We start from the raw sequence: 15,363 nt of genomic DNA, 5'->3' as shown, positions 1-15,363 counted from the left end.
TCGACAGGCGTCAAGTCTGCCCCGGGGTGATGCCCAGAACGTAGGCGGCCTGGCCGAGGTGCTGGGCGCAGTCGTCGATGATGCTGACCAGCCGCGTGCTGGCGGTCACCGGCGGGTCCCAGTGGGTGTCGACGACGCGGGCCAGCTCGTCGCCGGTGATGCTGGCGATGTACTCCAGCGTCAGCTTGTGCACGGCGTGGTAATAGCCGGCCAGCAGGCGAGCCGGGGCCTGCACCTTCGCGACGTCATCGAGGCTGTGGCCGTAGCCGGTGTCCTGGTGTGGCAGGTCCAGCGCGAACCGGTCGAACCACCCGTCGCGGATCCACGCCTGCTCGATACCGGCGAGGTGCGCGACCTGAATGTCCTGCACGCGGGCGCTGTGCCAGATCAGCCACGCGATGCTGTTGGCGTTCGGGGCCGGCCGGTAGTTGGCCTGGTCGTCGGTCAGCCCGTCGGTGAGCTCGTCGACGTGTTCGATCAACCGGGTGCAGGCATCCCGGAGCAATTCCTGAGCGGCGGTCCCGTCATTTTGAGTGGTCGGCATACCCGGCGACGTTACGCGCTGGCACGAGGCACCAACGCGGTCGTAGGCTTTGTTAGATGAGCTACGACCTCGTCATTCGCAACGGCACCATCGTCGACGGTTTGGGGGGTGAGCCGTACGTCGCTGACGTCGGGGTGCGCGACGGCGTGATCACCGCCGTCGGTTCGGTCGACGGCACCGGCGAGCGGGAGATCGACGCGACCGGGCTGCTGGTCACGCCCGGATTCGTTGACCTGCACACCCACTACGACGGGCAGTCCATCTGGTCGGGCCGGCTGAATCCATCGTCGGCGCACGGCGTGACGACGGTGGTGATGGGCAACTGCGGAGTGGGTTTCGCGCCGTGCCGCGCCGAGGATCACCACGTGCTGGTCGACGTAATGGCCGGCGTCGAGGACATTCCCGATGTGGTGATGACCGACGGGCTGCCGTGGACGTGGGAGACCTTTCCGGAGTTCATGGACGCCTTGGCGGCGCGACAGCTCGATATCGATGTGGCGGCCTATCTGCCGCATTCGCCGCTGCGGGTCTACGTGATGGGTACGCGTGGCGCCAACCGCGAACCGGCCACCGCCGAGGATCTGGCCAAGATGCGGGCGCTGGCCAAGGAGGCCGTCGAGGCCGGGGCGTTGGGGTTCGCGTCGTCGCGGCTGGCGACGCATCGCACCGAGGGGGGTCGGCAGATACCCAGTTACGACGCCGCCTACAACGAGATCCTCGAGATCGGACGCGGCATCGTCGAGGGCGGCGGCGGGCTGGTCCAGTTCGTGCCCGACATCCCGGCCGGCGGATATCAGCCGGTGCTGCAGCAGGTGTTCGACGCCGCCGGTGAGACCGGGCTGCCGGTGACGTTCACACTGGCGGTCGGCAACGCCGGCGACCCGCTATGGGAAGACGCGATCACGATGGTGGAAAAGGCCAACGGCGCGGGCGCCGATATCACCGCGCAGGTGTTGCCGAGGCCGATCGGCCTGATGATCGGCCTGAACCTGACCGTTAACCCGTTCATGCTGTATCCCAGCTACCGCGAGATCGCGGAATTGCCGCTGGCCGAGCGGGTCGCGCAGATGCGCACACCCGACATGCGTGCCCGCATTCTGGCCGACAAGCCGACCGAGGCCGCGATCAACCCGTTGTTCTACCTGGCGCAGGCGTGGGACTGGATCTTCCCGCTCGGCGACGACCCGGACTACGAGCCGCCCGCGTCGAACAGCATCGCCGCGCGGGCACGCGCGCGCGGTGTCTCGCCGCTGGAGGAGGCCTACGACCGGCTGCTCGACGACGACGGCCATGCGATCCTGCTGGGCGCAATGGCCAACTTCCAGAACAACTCGCTGAGCACCGTCGGTGAGCTGATCCGCCGCGACGATGTCGTACTGGGCCTCGGCGACGGCGGCGCTCACTACGGAATGATCTGCGATGCAAGCTATTCCACGTATCTGCTGACCCACTGGACACGCGACCGGGCGTCCGGGCGGCTGTCGGTGCCCGAGGCGATCCGCGCGCTCACCTCGGTGCCGGCCAGAGTCGCCGGGCTGGGCGACCGCGGCCGCATCGCCGTCGGCTACAAGGCCGACCTCAACGTGATCGACCACGCCGGGCTGCGGCTGCACAAGCCGGTAGTCACCCACGACCTGCCGGCGGGCGGGCGTCGGCTCGACCAGACCGCCGACGGGTATGTGGCGACCATCGTGTTCGGTGAGGTGATCGCTGAGAACGGCGTGCCCACCGACGCCCGACCGGGCCGGCTGGTGCGTGGCCGTCAGCCCGCGCCCGCCTGACGTTGAGCGTGTGGCTTGTGGCCGAGGAAATCGCGAAATCGCGTCCATAACCCACACAGTCGACGCGATCGGAGGCTAGGCCTCCGCAAAAACAATGCAGTCGTGCAGACAGCCTTTAGCGACCGTGGGTGAGGCCGGGTCGGCGTTGCGATGCAGTAGCGCCCGGGTGGGCATGATCTCCAGCTGGACGATCTCGTCACCCGCGTCGCTCACCGCGGCGCGGCCGTCGACGATCAGCGAATACCCGCCCGGCTCACCCGGCGGCCAGAGCAAGGTGGCGTCGCTGCGCTTGGCGAGGTTCTTGGTGGTACGCCCGCCGATCAGCCCGACATCCAGCACGCCGTCGCGCAGCACCGGTTCGACCGTCACCGTATGTGCGTGGTAGTCGTCGTCGACGGTGACGAGGTAGGCGAACGGGAAGTCGACCAAAGCCGCGGCCAGGCGTTTGAGATCGACTTTCTTGGCGCCCATGTGGATAACTGTATGCGGCTTTCGGGGCCCACGGCGAACATGCAGCTGTGGGCGGGGATGACTGGCCGTTCCTGGGGCGGCAGGCCGTGCGGCGCGGCGACATTTCGAAATACCAACTGAAGAAGAACTACTGCGCTGTCTATCGCAATGTCTACGTCGCTGAAGGGACGACGTTGACAGCGCTCACCCGAGCCCGCGCGGCCTGGCTGTGGTCCGGCGGTGATGCGACGCTGACCGGGCTGTCCGCGGCGGCGGTGCTGGGTACGAAATGGATTGACGCCGACTGCCCGGCCGAACTGAGCCGAGTCGACCGGCACTGCCCGGCCGGAATCATCGCCCACTGCTACGACCTGGATGACCGAGAAACATGCATCGTCGGCGGGATTCGTGTTACCACGCCAGAACGCACGGCGTTCGATGTCGGCCGGACGCTGTGGCCGGATCGCGCGATCCCCATCCTCGATGCGCTGGTAAGCGCGACCAACCTCAAGCTCGTCGAAGTGGTTTCGCTTGCCAATGAAAAACATCGGGCCCGGGGTGTTCGTCGACTGCGCTCGGTATTGCCGTTGGTGGACGGTGGCGCTGAATCGCCGCAGGAAAGCCGGGTGCGCCTGCTACTGATCCGGGCAGGGTTGCCGCCACCGGAAACCCAGATCGAGTTCGTCGACGAATTCGGCGTCGCACGCATCAGGGTGGACATGGGTTGGCGGGACTGGAAAGTGGCCGTCGAGTACGACGGCGTTCAGCATTGGTCCGACCGGAATCAGCGGTCGTGGGACATCGACCGCATCGCGATTCTCGAAGCCATGGGCTGGGTCGTGGTCCGGGTCAGCGCCGAGATACTGAGCCGGCCCCACGTAATCGTCGAGCGGGTTCTGCAGAAGCTTCGGGCGGCCGGCTGCCCGATCTAGGCCGTTGAGTGTGTGGGTTGTGGACGCGATTTCGCAATTTCGACGGTCACAACCTACACACTCGGCGCTGCCGCCGCGAAAAAGCCCGGCCCCCAACGGGACCGGGCTTCCTCGTTTGGCGACTTTAGAAGTCCATGCCGCCCATGTCGCCGCCACCGGGCATGGCGGGCTTCTCCTTCTCCGGTTTGTCGGCAACGACCGCCTCGGTCGTCAGGAACAGCCCCGCGATCGACGCGGCGTTCTGCAGCGCCGAACGGGTGACCTTGACCGGGTCGGCAACGCCGGCCTTCAGCAGGTCCTCGTACTCACCGGTGGCGGCGTTCAGGCCGTGACCCGCCTTCAGGTGGCGCACCTTCTCGGCGACCACGCCGGGCTCGAGTCCGGAGTTGAACGCGATCTGCTTCAGCGGAGCCTCCAGCGCCACCTTGACGATGTTGGCACCGGTGGCCTCGTCGCCGGTCAGCTTCAGGTCGTCCAGCGACGGCGCCGCCTGCAGCAGCGTCACCCCACCACCGGCGACGATGCCCTCCTCGACGGCGGCCTTGGCGTTGCGCACCGCGTCCTCGATGCGATGCTTGCGCTCCTTGAGCTCCACCTCGGTGGCGGCGCCGGCCTTGATCACCGCAACGCCGCCGGCCAGCTTGGCCAGCCGCTCCTGCAGCTTCTCGCGGTCGTAGTCGGAGTCGCTGTTCTCGATCTCGCTGCGGATCTGGGCCACCCGCCCGGCGATCGCGTCGGTGTCACCGGCGCCCTCGACGATGGTGGTCTCGTCCTTGGTGACGACGATCTTGCGGGCCTTGCCCAGCAGGCTCACGTCGGCGGTCTCCAGGCTCAGGCCGACTTCTTCGCTGACCACCTGGCCACCGGTGAGGATCGCCATGTCCTGCAGCATCGCCTTGCGACGGTCACCGAAGCCCGGCGCCTTGACCGCAACCGACTTGAAGGTGCCGCGGATCTTGTTGACCACCAGGGTGCTCAAAGCCTCACCCTCGACGTCCTCGGCGATGATCAGCAGTGGCTTACCGCCCTGGATGACCTTCTCCAGCAGTGGCAACAGGTCCTTGACCGTAGACACTTTGGAGCTGACCAGCAGGATGTAGGGCTCCTCGAGCACAGCCTCCTGCCGCTCGGGGTCGGTGACGAAGTAGCCCGAGATGTAGCCCTTGTCGAAACGCATACCCTCGGTGAGCTCGAGCTGCAGGCCGAAGGTCTGTGCCTCCTCGACGGTGATGACGCCCTCGTTGCCGACCTTGTCCATCGCCTCGGCGATCAGATCGCCGATCGCCTGGTCGCCGGCGGAGATGGCCGCGGTGGCAGCGATCTGCTCCTTGGTCTCGACCTCCTTGGCTTCCTTGAGCAGCGTCTCGGTGATCTTCTCGACGGCCTTCTCGATACCGCGCTTCAGGCTGAGCGGGTTCGCGCCGGCCGCGACGTTGCGCAGACCCTCTTTGACCAGCGCCTGGGCCAGCACGGTGGCCGTCGTGGTGCCGTCGCCGGCGACGTCGTCGGTCTTCTTGGCGACTTCCTTGACCAGCTCAGCGCCGATCTTCTCGTAGGGGTCCTCCAGCTCGATCTCCTTGGCGATGGACACGCCATCGTTGGTGATCGTGGGAGCGCCCCACTTCTTCTCCAGGACGACGTTGCGGCCCTTGGGACCCAACGTCACCCGTACCGCGTCGGCGAGGCTGTTCAGGCCCCGCTCGAGGCCGCGGCGGGCCTCTTCGTCATACGCAATTTGCTTGGCCATTGCGAAGTGATTCCTCCGGATTGGGGATGACACGTCCTGGCCGGGCGCAGTGCCCGCGACGGACGACCACAGCCGTGGTGGCTGGGCCTCACCGTCCCGACCTAGCACTCACCGGTCGCGAGTGCCAACGTCCTTCTTAGCACTCGCCCATGCCGAGTGCAAGAACGCGCCGTCAAGGCACGACTCCGGCAGACTGGGGCGATGTCGCTCGTCGTCCCGCCCTATCCGGAGCCCCGTGCTCAAGCGGGCCGATGCGCCGCCCGACTACGAGACGTTCGGCGTCAAATACCACTATTTGGCCAACCAGCAGGCCCCCGGCGGCGACTACAGCTTGTATCGCCTCGACATCAGTCCACAGGGCGGCGGGCCCGGACCGCACTACCACCGCGCCATGTCGGAGGCGTTCTTCGTGCTGTCCGGGAGCATAAAGCTCTACGACGGCAGCGATTGGCTCGACGGCCATCAGGGCGATTTCCTCGATGTGCGGCGGAAGCTGGGCTTCTTCAAGGGTTCCGCAACGAGGTCGACGAACCCGCGTCGATCTTGATGTTGTTCGCTCCGGGTGCGCCGCGGGAAGCCTACTTCGAGGGTTTCGCCGCGCTGGCCGACCTGACCGACGACGAGCGCCGGGAGTGGTTCATCCGCCACGACAACTTCTTCGTCTAGCCGCCTACCTGATCGCCCAGACGCTGTCGGCCACCCAGGGCGATGCGGTTGCCGCAATCGACCAGGCCAGCTCCGCGGGCACGTCGATCAGTGGGTAACGCTTGACGCCGGCAGCGGTGGCGGCGACCAGGGTGGCGACCCCGGCCCGGCGCTGCAGTGGTGTCTGGCGCACCGTCCAGCCGACGATGCCCGCGGTGGCCAGGCAGTCGCGGCGCCGCTGCAGGCTGCCGGCACGGGCGACCAGCCAATGCTGATCCACCCGGTGCCCGAGCGCGCGGACCCGGTCGGCGGCCAGCAACGCACACCATGCCATGACCGCCACCCACGCCGGCCATAGCCAGGCCGGCGTACCCACCAGCACGGTCGCCACCAGCAGCGCCACCCCCGCCGCGGCCGGCAGCCCCAGGGTGCGCGTCCACCGCCGAAGTGCCGCCCGGCGGCCGTGACCGCGCAGCGGCCCGGTGACCACGGCGCGGTCGCCAACCAGCTCGGTCAGCACGGACTGGGCGGTCCCGGCCGGACACGGCGGCAACAGCACCGATGACTCGCCGCCGCCGTGCACGCCGGTCATCACCGCGTCCAGCCGGGCCCCGCCGAGCGCGCGCACCAGCAGCGGCTGCCGCAGCGTCCCGCCGCGCAACCGGCTCATGTCGTAGGTCTGCTCGCGGACCCGCAGCAGGCCGTGCCGCAGGTGCAGGAAATCGGCCCGGCGGACCAACACCAGGTTGCCGTAGGTGACCAGCGACCGCAGCACCGCCAGTACCACCGACACCACCAGCACTGCCGCCGCAATGGCCGCCACACCGAACCGCGCAACGGTGTCCGACCCCAACTGGCCCAGCGGCGCGGCAAATCCGGTCTGGTACAGCGCGCCGGCCGCGGCGGCGATCGTCAGTAGGCCGGACAGGCTCAGCGGCGCATACCGCAGCCAGGACGGGTGCCAGCGCGCCAGCACCACGCCGGGCGTTGACGCTGCCTGCTCGGCCGGTTGCGGCGATTCGGCCAGCAGCATCGCCCGCAATCGCGGCACTTGCGAAACCTCGACGGCGTCGAGCTCGAAAACGCCGTCCCTGGTGGCTTCCCGGCCGGTGCTCACCCGCAGCACCGCCAGCCCCAGCAGCCGGTGCAGCAGCCGGGCGTCGGTCTGCACCGAGCGAATCCGGTTGCGCGGCACCGACAACACCTTGCGTTGCAGCAGACCGGCGCGCAGCTGAATCTCGTCGCCCTCGATGCGGTAGCTGGTGGTGAACCAGCGCGCCACCCCGAGCAGCGCGGTCACCGCCAGCGCCGCCACCGTCCACAGCGGATTGCCGGTGGTCGAACCCAGCACGATCGCGCCGATCAGCAGCGGCAGTTGGCGCAGCAGCTCATGCACCGGATGCACCAACAGCATCCGCGGACTGAGCCGCTGCCAGGTCACGTGGCGTCCTCGGCGCCGATCGCGGCGATGTCGGTCAGCTGGGCGACGATCTGGTCGGCGACGGCCGAGTCCAGCGCAACGATATGCAACGCACCGGCCGACGACGCGGTGGTGACAGTGACGCTGGCGAGCCCGAACAGCCGGTCCAGCGGGCCGCGGTAGGTGTCGACGGTCTGCACCCGCGAGATCGGCGCGATGCGCCGTTCCTGGACCAGCCACCCGGCGCGGGTGTACACCGCCTGCGGGCTGATCTCCCAGCGGTGCACCCGATACCGCCACAACGGCACAACGACGACGGCGATCGCCGCGCCGACCACGGTGCCGACCGCACACAGCACGTGCAGCCACACAAGGCGCTGATCCACCGTCACCCACACCAGTTGGGCGACGGCCAGCACCAGCCACGGGATCGCACCGCCGAGCGCCCACACCAACGGCGCCCGCCGGCTCGGCGGATGAGCGGGTTCGGCCATGCCGACGACGCCTGCGTTGTCCACGCCATTGAGGATGCCATCGGCTGTTCTCGGTATCGTTTGGCGCCATGAGCTCCAACCGCAAGTGGTCGGAAGTTGATGTGGGCGATCAGAGCGGCCGCATCGCCATCGTCACCGGCGCCAACACCGGCATCGGGTACCACACCGCCGCGGTGCTCGCCCAGCACGGCGCACATGTCGTGCTGGCGGTGCGCGACCCGGAGAAGGGCAACGCCGCACTGGCGCGCATCGTGGCCGCCCATCCGGGGGCCGACGTCACCCTGCAGGAGCTCGACTTGAGTTCGCTGGACTCGGTGCGCTCCGCCGCCGACGCGCTGCGGGCGAGTTACCCTCGCATCGATCTGCTGATCAACAACGCCGGCGTGATGTGGACACCCAAGCAGGTCACCGCCGACGGATTCGAAATGCAGTTCGGCGCAAACCATCTGGGCCACTTCGCGCTGACCGGGCTGCTGCTGGACCACTTGCTTCCCGTGCGCGGATCGCGGGTGGTGACGGTCAGCAGCATGGGTCACCGGATCCGCGCGAGCATTCACTTCGACGACCTGCAGTGGGAGCGTCGCTACGATCGGGTCGGCGCCTACGGGCAGTCCAAGCTGGCCAATCTGCTGTTCACCTATGAACTGCAGCGCCGGCTGGCTGATCGGCAGCAGAACACCGTCGCCGTCGCCGCCCACCCGGGTGGCTCCAACACCGAGCTGGCCCGCAATCTGCCCGCGATCTTCAAGCCGGCGGTCGCGCTACTCGGGCCGGTGCTGTTCCAGAGCGCGGCGATGGGCGCGCTGCCGACTTTGCGGGCCGCCACCGACCCGGGTGTCGAGGGCGGACAGTACTACGGCCCGGACGGTCTCGGCGAGCAGCGCGGCCATCCGAAACTGGTGTCCTCCAGCGCGCAGTCCCACGACGAGGAGCTGCAGCACCGGCTGTGGACGGTCTCCGAAGAACTCACCGGCGTCACCTTCCCGGCATAGTTCAGGCGACCGAGCATGCGCCCGGTCCCGGCACCGCGTGCACGTCCCGCGCGACGAGCGGCCCGTGCCCTTCCTCGCAGCACAACCGGAGCGATACCGGCTGGTCGCAGTCGCTGTGACGAAGCAGCACGGCGGGACCGGCGTCGTCGGCGGCCCAGCGATCACCCCACTGCATGAGCGCGACGACGACCGGGAGCAGCTCGCGCCCCTTGTCGGCCAGCCGATATTCGTCGCGGCGACGACCCCGATCGTCCCGATACTCCTGCTTCTCCAGCAGCCCGTTCGCCACCAGCGTCTTCAGCCGCGTCGACAGCAGATTGCGCGCACATCCCAGCGTGGCGTGAAAGTCGTCGAAGCGACGCACGCCGTAGAACGCCTCCCGCAGCACGAGCAGCGTCCATTTCTCGCCGACCACCCCAAGCGTTCGCGCGATCGAGCAGTTCGACGAGCTGTAGCGCAATCGGTCCGGGTGCATGCCGACAGCCTAGCTGGGTTGACAATCAAAACCCACTATCGTAGGTTGCGAAAATAAACTCACACTCGACCCAGGAGGTAGTTCGATGCCCATGCTTGACGCGTTCATCCCGGACGGCGCCCTTTCGGCTGGGGCCGAGGTGCGCTTGCTGTCTCAGCTCACCGACATCCTGTTGCGCAACGAGGGTGCGGACCCCGCCGATCCGCGGGTGCGCGGCATCGCGTGGGTGTTCTTGCACCGGCCCGCCGCCGTGTTCGTCGCCGGGGAGCGCGCACCCGAACCGCGCTATCGGTTCGTCGCGTCGGTCCCGGAAGGCCAGTTCGATGCCGAGCGGCGCACGGCCATGGTCCGCGAAGTCACCGACGCGGTCCTGGCTGCCGAGGACGGCGCGTATCCGGCTGACCCACAGCGGGTGTGGGTGTTCGCCAACGAAATTCCCGACGGCACCTGGGGTGCTGCAGGACGCATCCATACTCTGGCAGACATCGTCGGCTATGTGACCGGCGATGCCGAGCAGGGCCGCGCGTACGCGCAGCGTCGACTGGCGGAGCGGCAGTCGGTGGGGGTGTCCGGGTAGCTCACCGGCGGGTACCGATAATGGCGGGATGCGCTCGGTCGAGGAACACCAACACGTCGTCGCCGGGCTGATCACCCCTCGGCCCGCCACCACCGCCGCCCTTGCCGACGCCGTCGGCCTGGTGCTCGCCGAGGAGGTCACCGCGCCGGTCTCGCTGCCGGTTTTCGACAACTCCGCGATGGACGGCTACGCGGTGCGTGCCGACGAGGTAGCTTCGGCGTCGCCCGAGCATCCGGTGAAACTGCCGGTCGCCGAGGACATCCCGGCAGGGCGCACCGACATCCCCACGCTGACGCCGGGTACCGCGCACCGGATCATGACCGGTGCGCCGATACCGGACGGGGCCACCGCGGTGGTGCCGGTTGAGGCCACCGACGGGCGCACCGACGTCGTCACGGTCAGCGCCGCGGCCGCCGAGGGGCGCCACATCCGCCGCGCCGGCGAGGACGTCGCGGCCGGCACCACCGTGTTGCGGGCCGGACAGCCGATCACCCCGGCGGTGGTCGGGCTGGCCGCCGCGCTGGGGCTGCCCGAGCTGCCGGTGATCCCGCGGCAGCGGGTGCTGGTGATGTCCACCGGCTCCGAGCTGGTGTCGCCGGGCAGCCCGCTGCGGCCGGGGCAGATTTACGAGTCCAATTCGATCATGCTGGCCGCCGCGGTCCGCGACGCCGGCGCCGACGTGGTCGCCACCCCGACCGCCGGTGACGACGTCGCGCAGTTCGCCGCGGTGCTCGACCGATACGCCGCCGAATCCGATCTGATCATCACCAGCGGCGGGGTCAGCGCCGGCGCCTACGAGGTGGTCAAGGATGCGTTCGGCCGCGACGGCGACCAGGGGGTCCAGTTCGTCAAGGTGGCCATGCAACCGGGAATGCCGCAGGGCACCGGTCGGGTGGCCGGCACGGCGATCATCACCTTGCCCGGCAACCCGGTCAGCGCCTTGGTGTCCTTCGAGGTGTTCATCCGCCCGGCGCTACGCGCGGCGATGGGCCTGCCGACTCCGGACCGGCCGCGACGAGTGGCCGTGCTCACCGAGACGCTGACCTCGCCGGCCGGCAAGCGCCAGTTTCGCCGCGGGGTGTTCGACGCGGACGCCGGCACCGTCATGAGCTACGGCCCACCGGCGTCGCACCATCTGCGCTGGCTGGCCTCGGCGAACTGCCTGTTGGACATCGCCCAGGACGTCACGGAGGTCCCGGCCGGATCACAGCTGCAGATCTGGGATCTCACCTCTGCTCCGTAAGATGACCGCGTGGCACGACGTCCCCACCCCACCGACGACTTGACGTCCGGTCCGCAGCGCCTGGTCGCGATGCTGCGGTCGACCGTTCCGCCGGTGCATCCGGCCGGGCTGCCGTTCATTTCGGCGGGGCTGGCCGTGGCGGTGGCCGGACGACGGTACCGGTGGCTGCGCCGGGCCGGCCTGCTGACCGCCGGCGCCTGCGCAGGATTTTTCCGCCACCCGCCGCGGGTGCCGCCGAGCCGGCCGGGTGTCGTCGTCGCACCCGCCGACGGCCTGATCTGCGTCGTCGACTCGGCGGCGCCGCCCGCCGAATTGGGTCTCCCCGCTGCGCCGTTGCCGCGGATCAGCATCTTCTTATCGCTGCTGGACGCGCACGTGCAGCGCGCCCCGGTCAGCGGTGAGGTGATCGACGTGCAGCACCGGCCGGGCCAGTTCGGCTCGGCCGACCTGGCCGCGGCCAGCGAACACAACGAGCGGACCAGCTTGCGGATCCGCACTTCCGGCGGCGCCGAAATCATCGCCGTGCAGATCGCGGGCCTGCTGGCGCGGCGCATCGTCTGCGACGCCCACCGCGGGGACAAGTTGTCGATCGCTGACACCTACGGCCTGATCCGGTTCGGGTCGCGGCTGGACACCTATCTCCCGGCCGGGACGGAGCCGTTGGTCGCGGTCGGCCAACGCGCGGTCGCGGGCGAAACGGTGCTGGCCGAACTGCCATGATCACCAAACCTCGAACCAGGCGAACCGTCAACCTGCGCATCCTGCCCAGCTCGATGAGCGTGCTGGCGATCTGCGCGGGCCTCACCTCGATCAAGTTCGCGCTCGAACACCAACCGAACGCGGCGATGGCGCTGATCGCCGCGGCCGCCATCCTCGACGGCCTCGACGGCCGGGTGGCCCGCATCTTGGACGCCGAGTCGCGGATGGGTGAGGAGATCGATTCGCTGGCCGACGCGGTCAACTTCGGCGTGGCGCCGGCGGTGGTGGTGTACGTGTCGTTGCTGTCGTCGTTGTCGGCGGGCTGGGTAGTGGTGCTGCTTTACGCGGTGTGCATCGTGCTGCGGTTGGCCCGGTTCAACGCGCTGCTCGATGACGGCACCCAGCCGGCCTACGCGCGGGAGTTCTTCGTCGGCATGCCGGCCCCGGCCGGCGCGATCGCGGCGCTGGGCCCGCTGGCCGCCAAACTGCAGTTCGGCCAAGGCTGGTGGACGTCACCGTGGGTGGTGTGCGTTTGGATGGCGGTCTGCTCGATGCTGGTGGTCAGCCGGCTCCCGATGAAGAAAATGCACGCTGTGTCGGTGCCGCCGAATCTGGCGGCCGTGCTGCTCGCGGTGCTGGCGATCGTCGCGGCGGCGGCGTTCCTGTTCCCCTACATCCTGGTCCTGGTGGCCATCGCCGCATACCTGTGCCACATCCCGTTCTCCGTGCGCAGTCACCGCTGGCTGGCCGTGCACCCGGAAGTCTGGGGCGACAAACCCAAGCAGCGGCGCGCCGCGCGACGGGCGATCCGCCGGGCGCAGCCCAACCGCCGGTCGATGGCACGCCTGGGTTTGCGTAAGCCCAGCAGGTGACCGCGCTGCGCGCGTACGCTGAACCGCCGTGATCGCCGTGTACCGCGAGTTTCGCCCCGGTCCGGCGCTTCTGCCATTTGTGGAATGCGGCTGGGTGCGGTCGGCGTCGACGGTACCGTCGATGCGGGTGATGCCCGACGGTTGCGTCGATTTGTTCGTGACCGCGGAGGGCGACGTGATGATCGCAGGGCCGGCCACCACCTCCTACCAGATGTCTGGCGGGTCGCTGGCCGGTCTTCGGTTGCGGCCCGGCGCGGCGAGCGCCGTGATCGGGGCACCCGCCAATGAATTCCGGGATATCCGGATCCCGATCGATTCGGTCTTGGGCGTGCCCGCCGGCTGGATAACCGAGATATTCTGCAGCACAACCATTCCCAGCCAACGTATGATTCTGCTGCAAGGCATGCTGACCTCTCACGTCACCGGCGTCGATCCGTCGGTCGATCGGCCGGTTGCGCGGGTGATTGAGATGCTGCGAGTCCGACCGGACCGGCCGGTGTCGGCCTTGGCTGACGCGGTCGGCTTCACCGAACGGCAGCTGCGCCGTCGTATCCAGGCCGCAGTTGGCTACGGTCCCAAACGACTTGGTCGCATCTTTCGTTTCCAGCACCTGCTGGACCTGATTCACGCGGCTGGTGGCTCCGTTCGTTGGGCGGAGATCGCCGTGGCAGCCGGATACAGCGATCAGTCCCACATGGTCAACGAATGCGTGGCGTTGGCAGGGGTAACGCCTACCGCACTACCCGGCGGTGGCCTCGGTGAGATGTCCGTTTCGTCCAATACCGCGAAAGACGGGTCGCCATAGCCTTTCCGGGTGAGGCGATACACCCGACCGCTGGCCGAGCTCTGGCCCTTGTGGCGGGACCGGGCCATGGCGGGCATCCACCCGTTTACGTTCACGCCCGCCCACGACGTTGAACGCGTTCTGACCGGCCTTGACTCCTACGAGCACGATGCGTGGGCCGCCGCGTTCAGCGCCGCGGCTTTCGGCTGATACAACCACGATCAAACATCAACTATCAGGAGGAAAATCATCGTGGTCGACCCGAAAAGTGTTGCACGCCAGTCTTTCCAAGTCATGGAGACAGGTAATGAGGAGCTGGCGCAACAAATCATTGCGCCCGATTTCATCAACGCCGAAGCGGACGATGATCCTGAGGACGTCGAGCGTCAACAACGCGGACCCGCAGGCTTTCTTGCGACAGGGCAATGGCTGCGCGATGCGTTTTCGAATCTGCGATTCGAACTTCAAGAAACCCTCACGGAGGGCAACACGGTCATCGCCGTCGCCACCATGACGGGTCAACACACCGGAGTATTCAACGGAATCGAACCCACCGGGCGACCGATCAACCACAAGCAGGTCCACATTTTCGGCATCACCGACGCCCGGATCACCCATCACCGCGCCGTGCGCGACGACCTCGGCTTGCTGCTTTCACTCGGCTGGCGACCGGGCGGCCGGTAGTCAGTCAGCAGCGCGCGCGCCGCGGCCGCGACGTCGTCCTCCAGCCAGGCAGGCATTGGGTCGTCGTGGCCGTGGCGACGCACCACGGCGTAGGGCAGATCGACAACCGCGCGGGTCACGGCATCGATGGACCGCGCATCGCTGCGCCCGTACAGTTGCCGGGCGAAATGGCGCACCCGTTGCAACAGCGGCGCGTTCATCGCGGCAAGCGTCCCGGAGAATGCCGCATCGGGCTCGCCGTCGAGCAGGTCACCCGGCCGGATCGTCAACAGCAACCGCGCATCCGCCGGGAGTTCCCGCGCGAAACCGACCGCCGCCACGGCCATCGCGACGGCGCTCGCCACCGCGCTATCGGCGTCGGCGGCCATCGCCCGCGCCTGAAACCGTTCGAGTGCCCGCAGCCAGGCCGCGGTCAAGATGCCGTTGCGGTTGCCGAACCGGTGATACAGCGTGCCGGGGGGCGCACCGCTCGCTTTCGCAATCGCTGCCACGCTCGCTGCGCGCGGCCCGTCGGCGAGCACCAACGCCCGCGCTGCGTCGAGGATCACATCGGTTTGGTGCTTCCGCGGAGGTGCCACGATCTAGTACAGTCCTTCTATATGGAACGGTTGCCCTATATCGATGAGCATGCCATAACCGTGGCTGCCAATCGCGAAGAAACGTGGTCGGCGCTGTTGCGGGTGATGTGTCGCGACCCGCACGACCCGTCGACCGCCCCGACCGGTTTCGTCCTGGACGAGGCACGCCCGCTCGTGCGGTTTGCGCTCAAGGGCCGCCACCCGTTCGCGGTGTACCGGTGGGCGTTCGAGTTGGATTCCGACGGGCCGGACCGCACACGGGTGCGTTCGCAGACCTGGGCGGCGTTTCCGGGTCTGCACGGCAAGATCTATCGCGCGTTGGTCATCGGCACCGGCGGCCACCGCGTCGCGGTGCGATGGACGCTGAAACGCATTGCGGCCCGTTCCGCGAGGCAGAACGGATGGCTGTGATTGAGCCGAGATCACCACCCGGGCTTCTGCTTCGC

The 15,363-nt window shown here is 68.3% G+C and carries 18 protein-coding genes and 1 pseudogene; 12 read left to right on the top strand and 7 right to left on the bottom strand.

Annotated features, from left to right (window positions below; genetic code table 11):
• Nucleotides 1-10: 10 nt before the first annotated feature.
• Complete coding sequence (locus tag ACRDTL_RS05550; RefSeq protein ID WP_431505715.1) at nt 11-544, bottom strand: mycothiol transferase; 534 nt, start codon at nt 542-544, stop codon at nt 11-13.
• A gap of 56 nt (nt 545-600) precedes the next feature.
• Between ACRDTL_RS05550 and ACRDTL_RS05545 the strand changes: the two genes are divergently transcribed.
• Nucleotides 601-2,325: an N-acyl-D-amino-acid deacylase family protein gene (locus ACRDTL_RS05545; protein ID WP_431505714.1), complete on the top strand. Its 1,725-nt coding sequence runs from the start codon at nt 601-603 to the stop codon at nt 2,323-2,325.
• Between the two features lie 75 nt (nt 2,326-2,400).
• Here the strand turns inward: ACRDTL_RS05545 and ACRDTL_RS05540 are convergent, their stop codons facing one another.
• Nucleotides 2,401-2,796: a pyridoxamine 5'-phosphate oxidase family protein gene (locus tag ACRDTL_RS05540; protein ID WP_431505713.1), complete on the bottom strand. Its 396-nt coding sequence runs from the start codon at nt 2,794-2,796 to the stop codon at nt 2,401-2,403.
• A 47-nt stretch (nt 2,797-2,843) separates the two neighbouring features.
• On the opposite strand from ACRDTL_RS05540, the gene ACRDTL_RS05535 reads away from it, so the two are divergent.
• Entirely contained in the window at nt 2,844-3,707 is an 864-nt protein-coding gene (locus ACRDTL_RS05535; protein ID WP_431505712.1) for an endonuclease domain-containing protein, read from the top strand.
• Nucleotides 3,708-3,831: 124 nt separating this feature from the next.
• Here the strand turns inward: ACRDTL_RS05535 and groL are convergent, their stop codons facing one another.
• On the bottom strand, nt 3,832-5,454 hold the full coding sequence (gene groL / locus ACRDTL_RS05530) for a chaperonin GroEL (protein WP_431505711.1): 1,623 nt from the start codon (nt 5,452-5,454) through the stop codon (nt 3,832-3,834).
• A gap of 201 nt (nt 5,455-5,655) precedes the next feature.
• On the opposite strand from groL, the pseudogene ACRDTL_RS05525 reads away from it, so the two are divergent.
• Nucleotides 5,656-6,120: pseudogene (locus tag ACRDTL_RS05525) on the top strand (cupin domain-containing protein).
• Between the two features lie 4 nt (nt 6,121-6,124).
• On the opposite strand, the gene ACRDTL_RS05520 reads toward ACRDTL_RS05525, so the two are convergent.
• Together ACRDTL_RS05520 and ACRDTL_RS05515 are read right to left on the bottom strand one after the other, a co-directional pair.
• Entirely contained in the window at nt 6,125-7,513 is a 1,389-nt protein-coding gene (locus ACRDTL_RS05520) for a PH domain-containing protein (protein ID WP_431505758.1), read from the bottom strand.
• Nucleotides 7,514-7,536: 23 nt separating this feature from the next.
• Complete coding sequence (locus ACRDTL_RS05515; RefSeq protein WP_431505757.1) at nt 7,537-8,013, bottom strand: PH domain-containing protein; 477 nt, start codon at nt 8,011-8,013, stop codon at nt 7,537-7,539.
• A 68-nt stretch (nt 8,014-8,081) separates the two neighbouring features.
• On the opposite strand from ACRDTL_RS05515, the gene ACRDTL_RS05510 reads away from it, so the two are divergent.
• Complete coding sequence (locus tag ACRDTL_RS05510) at nt 8,082-9,005, top strand: SDR family NAD(P)-dependent oxidoreductase (RefSeq protein ID WP_431505710.1); 924 nt, start codon at nt 8,082-8,084, stop codon at nt 9,003-9,005.
• 1 nt (nt 9,006) lies between these two features.
• On the opposite strand, the gene ACRDTL_RS05505 is transcribed toward ACRDTL_RS05510, so the two are convergent.
• Nucleotides 9,007-9,480 carry a winged helix-turn-helix transcriptional regulator gene (locus tag ACRDTL_RS05505; protein WP_431505709.1) on the bottom strand — a complete coding sequence of 158 codons (474 nt, stop codon included), beginning with the start codon at nt 9,478-9,480 and terminating at the stop codon, nt 9,007-9,009.
• A gap of 85 nt (nt 9,481-9,565) precedes the next feature.
• Between ACRDTL_RS05505 and ACRDTL_RS05500 the strand changes: the two genes are divergently transcribed.
• The 7 genes from ACRDTL_RS05500 to ACRDTL_RS05470 are packed head-to-tail and all read left to right on the top strand — an operon-like array spanning nt 9,566 to nt 14,339.
• The gene (locus tag ACRDTL_RS05500; RefSeq protein WP_431505708.1) at nt 9,566-10,057 is read left to right on the top strand and encodes a tautomerase family protein; all 492 of its coding nucleotides are present in this window, start codon (nt 9,566-9,568) and stop codon (nt 10,055-10,057) included.
• A 28-nt stretch (nt 10,058-10,085) separates the two neighbouring features.
• A complete protein-coding gene (moeA, locus tag ACRDTL_RS05495) occupies nt 10,086-11,300 on the top strand; it encodes a molybdopterin molybdotransferase MoeA (RefSeq protein ID WP_431505707.1) in 1,215 nt (404 codons plus the stop codon).
• 9 nt (nt 11,301-11,309) lie between these two features.
• A complete protein-coding gene (locus tag ACRDTL_RS05490) occupies nt 11,310-12,020 on the top strand; it encodes a phosphatidylserine decarboxylase (protein ID WP_431505706.1) in 711 nt (236 codons plus the stop codon).
• A complete protein-coding gene (gene pssA / locus ACRDTL_RS05485) occupies nt 12,017-12,871 on the top strand; it encodes a CDP-diacylglycerol--serine O-phosphatidyltransferase (protein ID WP_431505705.1) in 855 nt (284 codons plus the stop codon). Before ACRDTL_RS05490 ends, pssA begins: the two co-directional genes overlap by 4 nt.
• Nucleotides 12,872-12,899: 28 nt before the next feature.
• Nucleotides 12,900-13,676, top strand: coding sequence for an AraC family transcriptional regulator (locus tag ACRDTL_RS05480; RefSeq protein WP_431505704.1), 777 nt, complete (start codon nt 12,900-12,902; stop codon nt 13,674-13,676).
• 9 nt (nt 13,677-13,685) lie between these two features.
• The gene (locus tag ACRDTL_RS05475) at nt 13,686-13,865 is read left to right on the top strand and encodes a hypothetical protein (RefSeq protein ID WP_431505703.1); all 180 of its coding nucleotides are present in this window, start codon (nt 13,686-13,688) and stop codon (nt 13,863-13,865) included.
• Between the two features lie 42 nt (nt 13,866-13,907).
• On the top strand, nt 13,908-14,339 hold the full coding sequence (locus ACRDTL_RS05470; protein WP_431505702.1) for an ester cyclase: 432 nt from the start codon (nt 13,908-13,910) through the stop codon (nt 14,337-14,339).
• Here ACRDTL_RS05470 and ACRDTL_RS05465 read toward each other — a convergent pair.
• Complete coding sequence (locus ACRDTL_RS05465) at nt 14,273-14,917, bottom strand: TetR family transcriptional regulator (RefSeq protein WP_431505701.1); 645 nt, start codon at nt 14,915-14,917, stop codon at nt 14,273-14,275. The genes ACRDTL_RS05470 and ACRDTL_RS05465 overlap by 67 nt on opposite strands.
• A 21-nt stretch (nt 14,918-14,938) precedes the next feature.
• Between ACRDTL_RS05465 and ACRDTL_RS05460 the strand changes: the two genes are divergently transcribed.
• Nucleotides 14,939-15,328: a hypothetical protein gene (locus tag ACRDTL_RS05460; RefSeq protein ID WP_431505700.1), complete on the top strand. Its 390-nt coding sequence runs from the start codon at nt 14,939-14,941 to the stop codon at nt 15,326-15,328.
• The last annotated feature ends 35 nt before the right edge of the window (nt 15,329-15,363 follow it).

It is taken from the genome of Mycobacterium sp. (genome assembly GCF_050700595.1).
Taxonomy (GTDB): Bacteria; Actinomycetota; Actinomycetes; order Mycobacteriales; family Mycobacteriaceae; genus Mycobacterium.
The sequence above is the reverse complement of the archived record's forward strand: the minus strand, read 5'-3'. Positions and strand labels throughout refer to the sequence as shown.

What these genes read in the sequence shown, in the direction of transcription:
- ACRDTL_RS05550 (WP_431505715.1), bottom strand. Translation starts at nt 544, where the DNA reads ATGCCGACCACTCAAAATGACGGGACCGCCGCTCAGGAATTGCTCCGG.
- ACRDTL_RS05545 (WP_431505714.1), top strand. Translation starts at nt 601, where the DNA reads ATGAGCTACGACCTCGTCATTCGCAACGGCACCATCGTCGACGGTTTG.
- ACRDTL_RS05540 (WP_431505713.1), bottom strand. Translation starts at nt 2,796, where the DNA reads ATGGGCGCCAAGAAAGTCGATCTCAAACGCCTGGCCGCGGCTTTGGTC.
- groL (WP_431505711.1), bottom strand. Translation starts at nt 5,454, where the DNA reads ATGGCCAAGCAAATTGCGTATGACGAAGAGGCCCGCCGCGGCCTCGAG.
- ACRDTL_RS05520 (WP_431505758.1), bottom strand. Translation starts at nt 7,513, where the DNA reads ATGCTGTTGGTGCATCCGGTGCATGAGCTGCTGCGCCAACTGCCGCTG.
- ACRDTL_RS05515 (WP_431505757.1), bottom strand. Translation starts at nt 8,013, where the DNA reads ATGGCCGAACCCGCTCATCCGCCGAGCCGGCGGGCGCCGTTGGTGTGG.
- ACRDTL_RS05510 (WP_431505710.1), top strand. Translation starts at nt 8,082, where the DNA reads ATGAGCTCCAACCGCAAGTGGTCGGAAGTTGATGTGGGCGATCAGAGC.
- ACRDTL_RS05505 (WP_431505709.1), bottom strand. Translation starts at nt 9,480, where the DNA reads ATGCACCCGGACCGATTGCGCTACAGCTCGTCGAACTGCTCGATCGCG.
- ACRDTL_RS05500 (WP_431505708.1), top strand. Translation starts at nt 9,566, where the DNA reads ATGCCCATGCTTGACGCGTTCATCCCGGACGGCGCCCTTTCGGCTGGG.
- moeA (WP_431505707.1), top strand. Translation starts at nt 10,086, where the DNA reads ATGCGCTCGGTCGAGGAACACCAACACGTCGTCGCCGGGCTGATCACC.
- pssA (WP_431505705.1), top strand. Translation starts at nt 12,017, where the DNA reads ATGATCACCAAACCTCGAACCAGGCGAACCGTCAACCTGCGCATCCTG.
- ACRDTL_RS05460 (WP_431505700.1), top strand. Translation starts at nt 14,939, where the DNA reads ATGGAACGGTTGCCCTATATCGATGAGCATGCCATAACCGTGGCTGCC.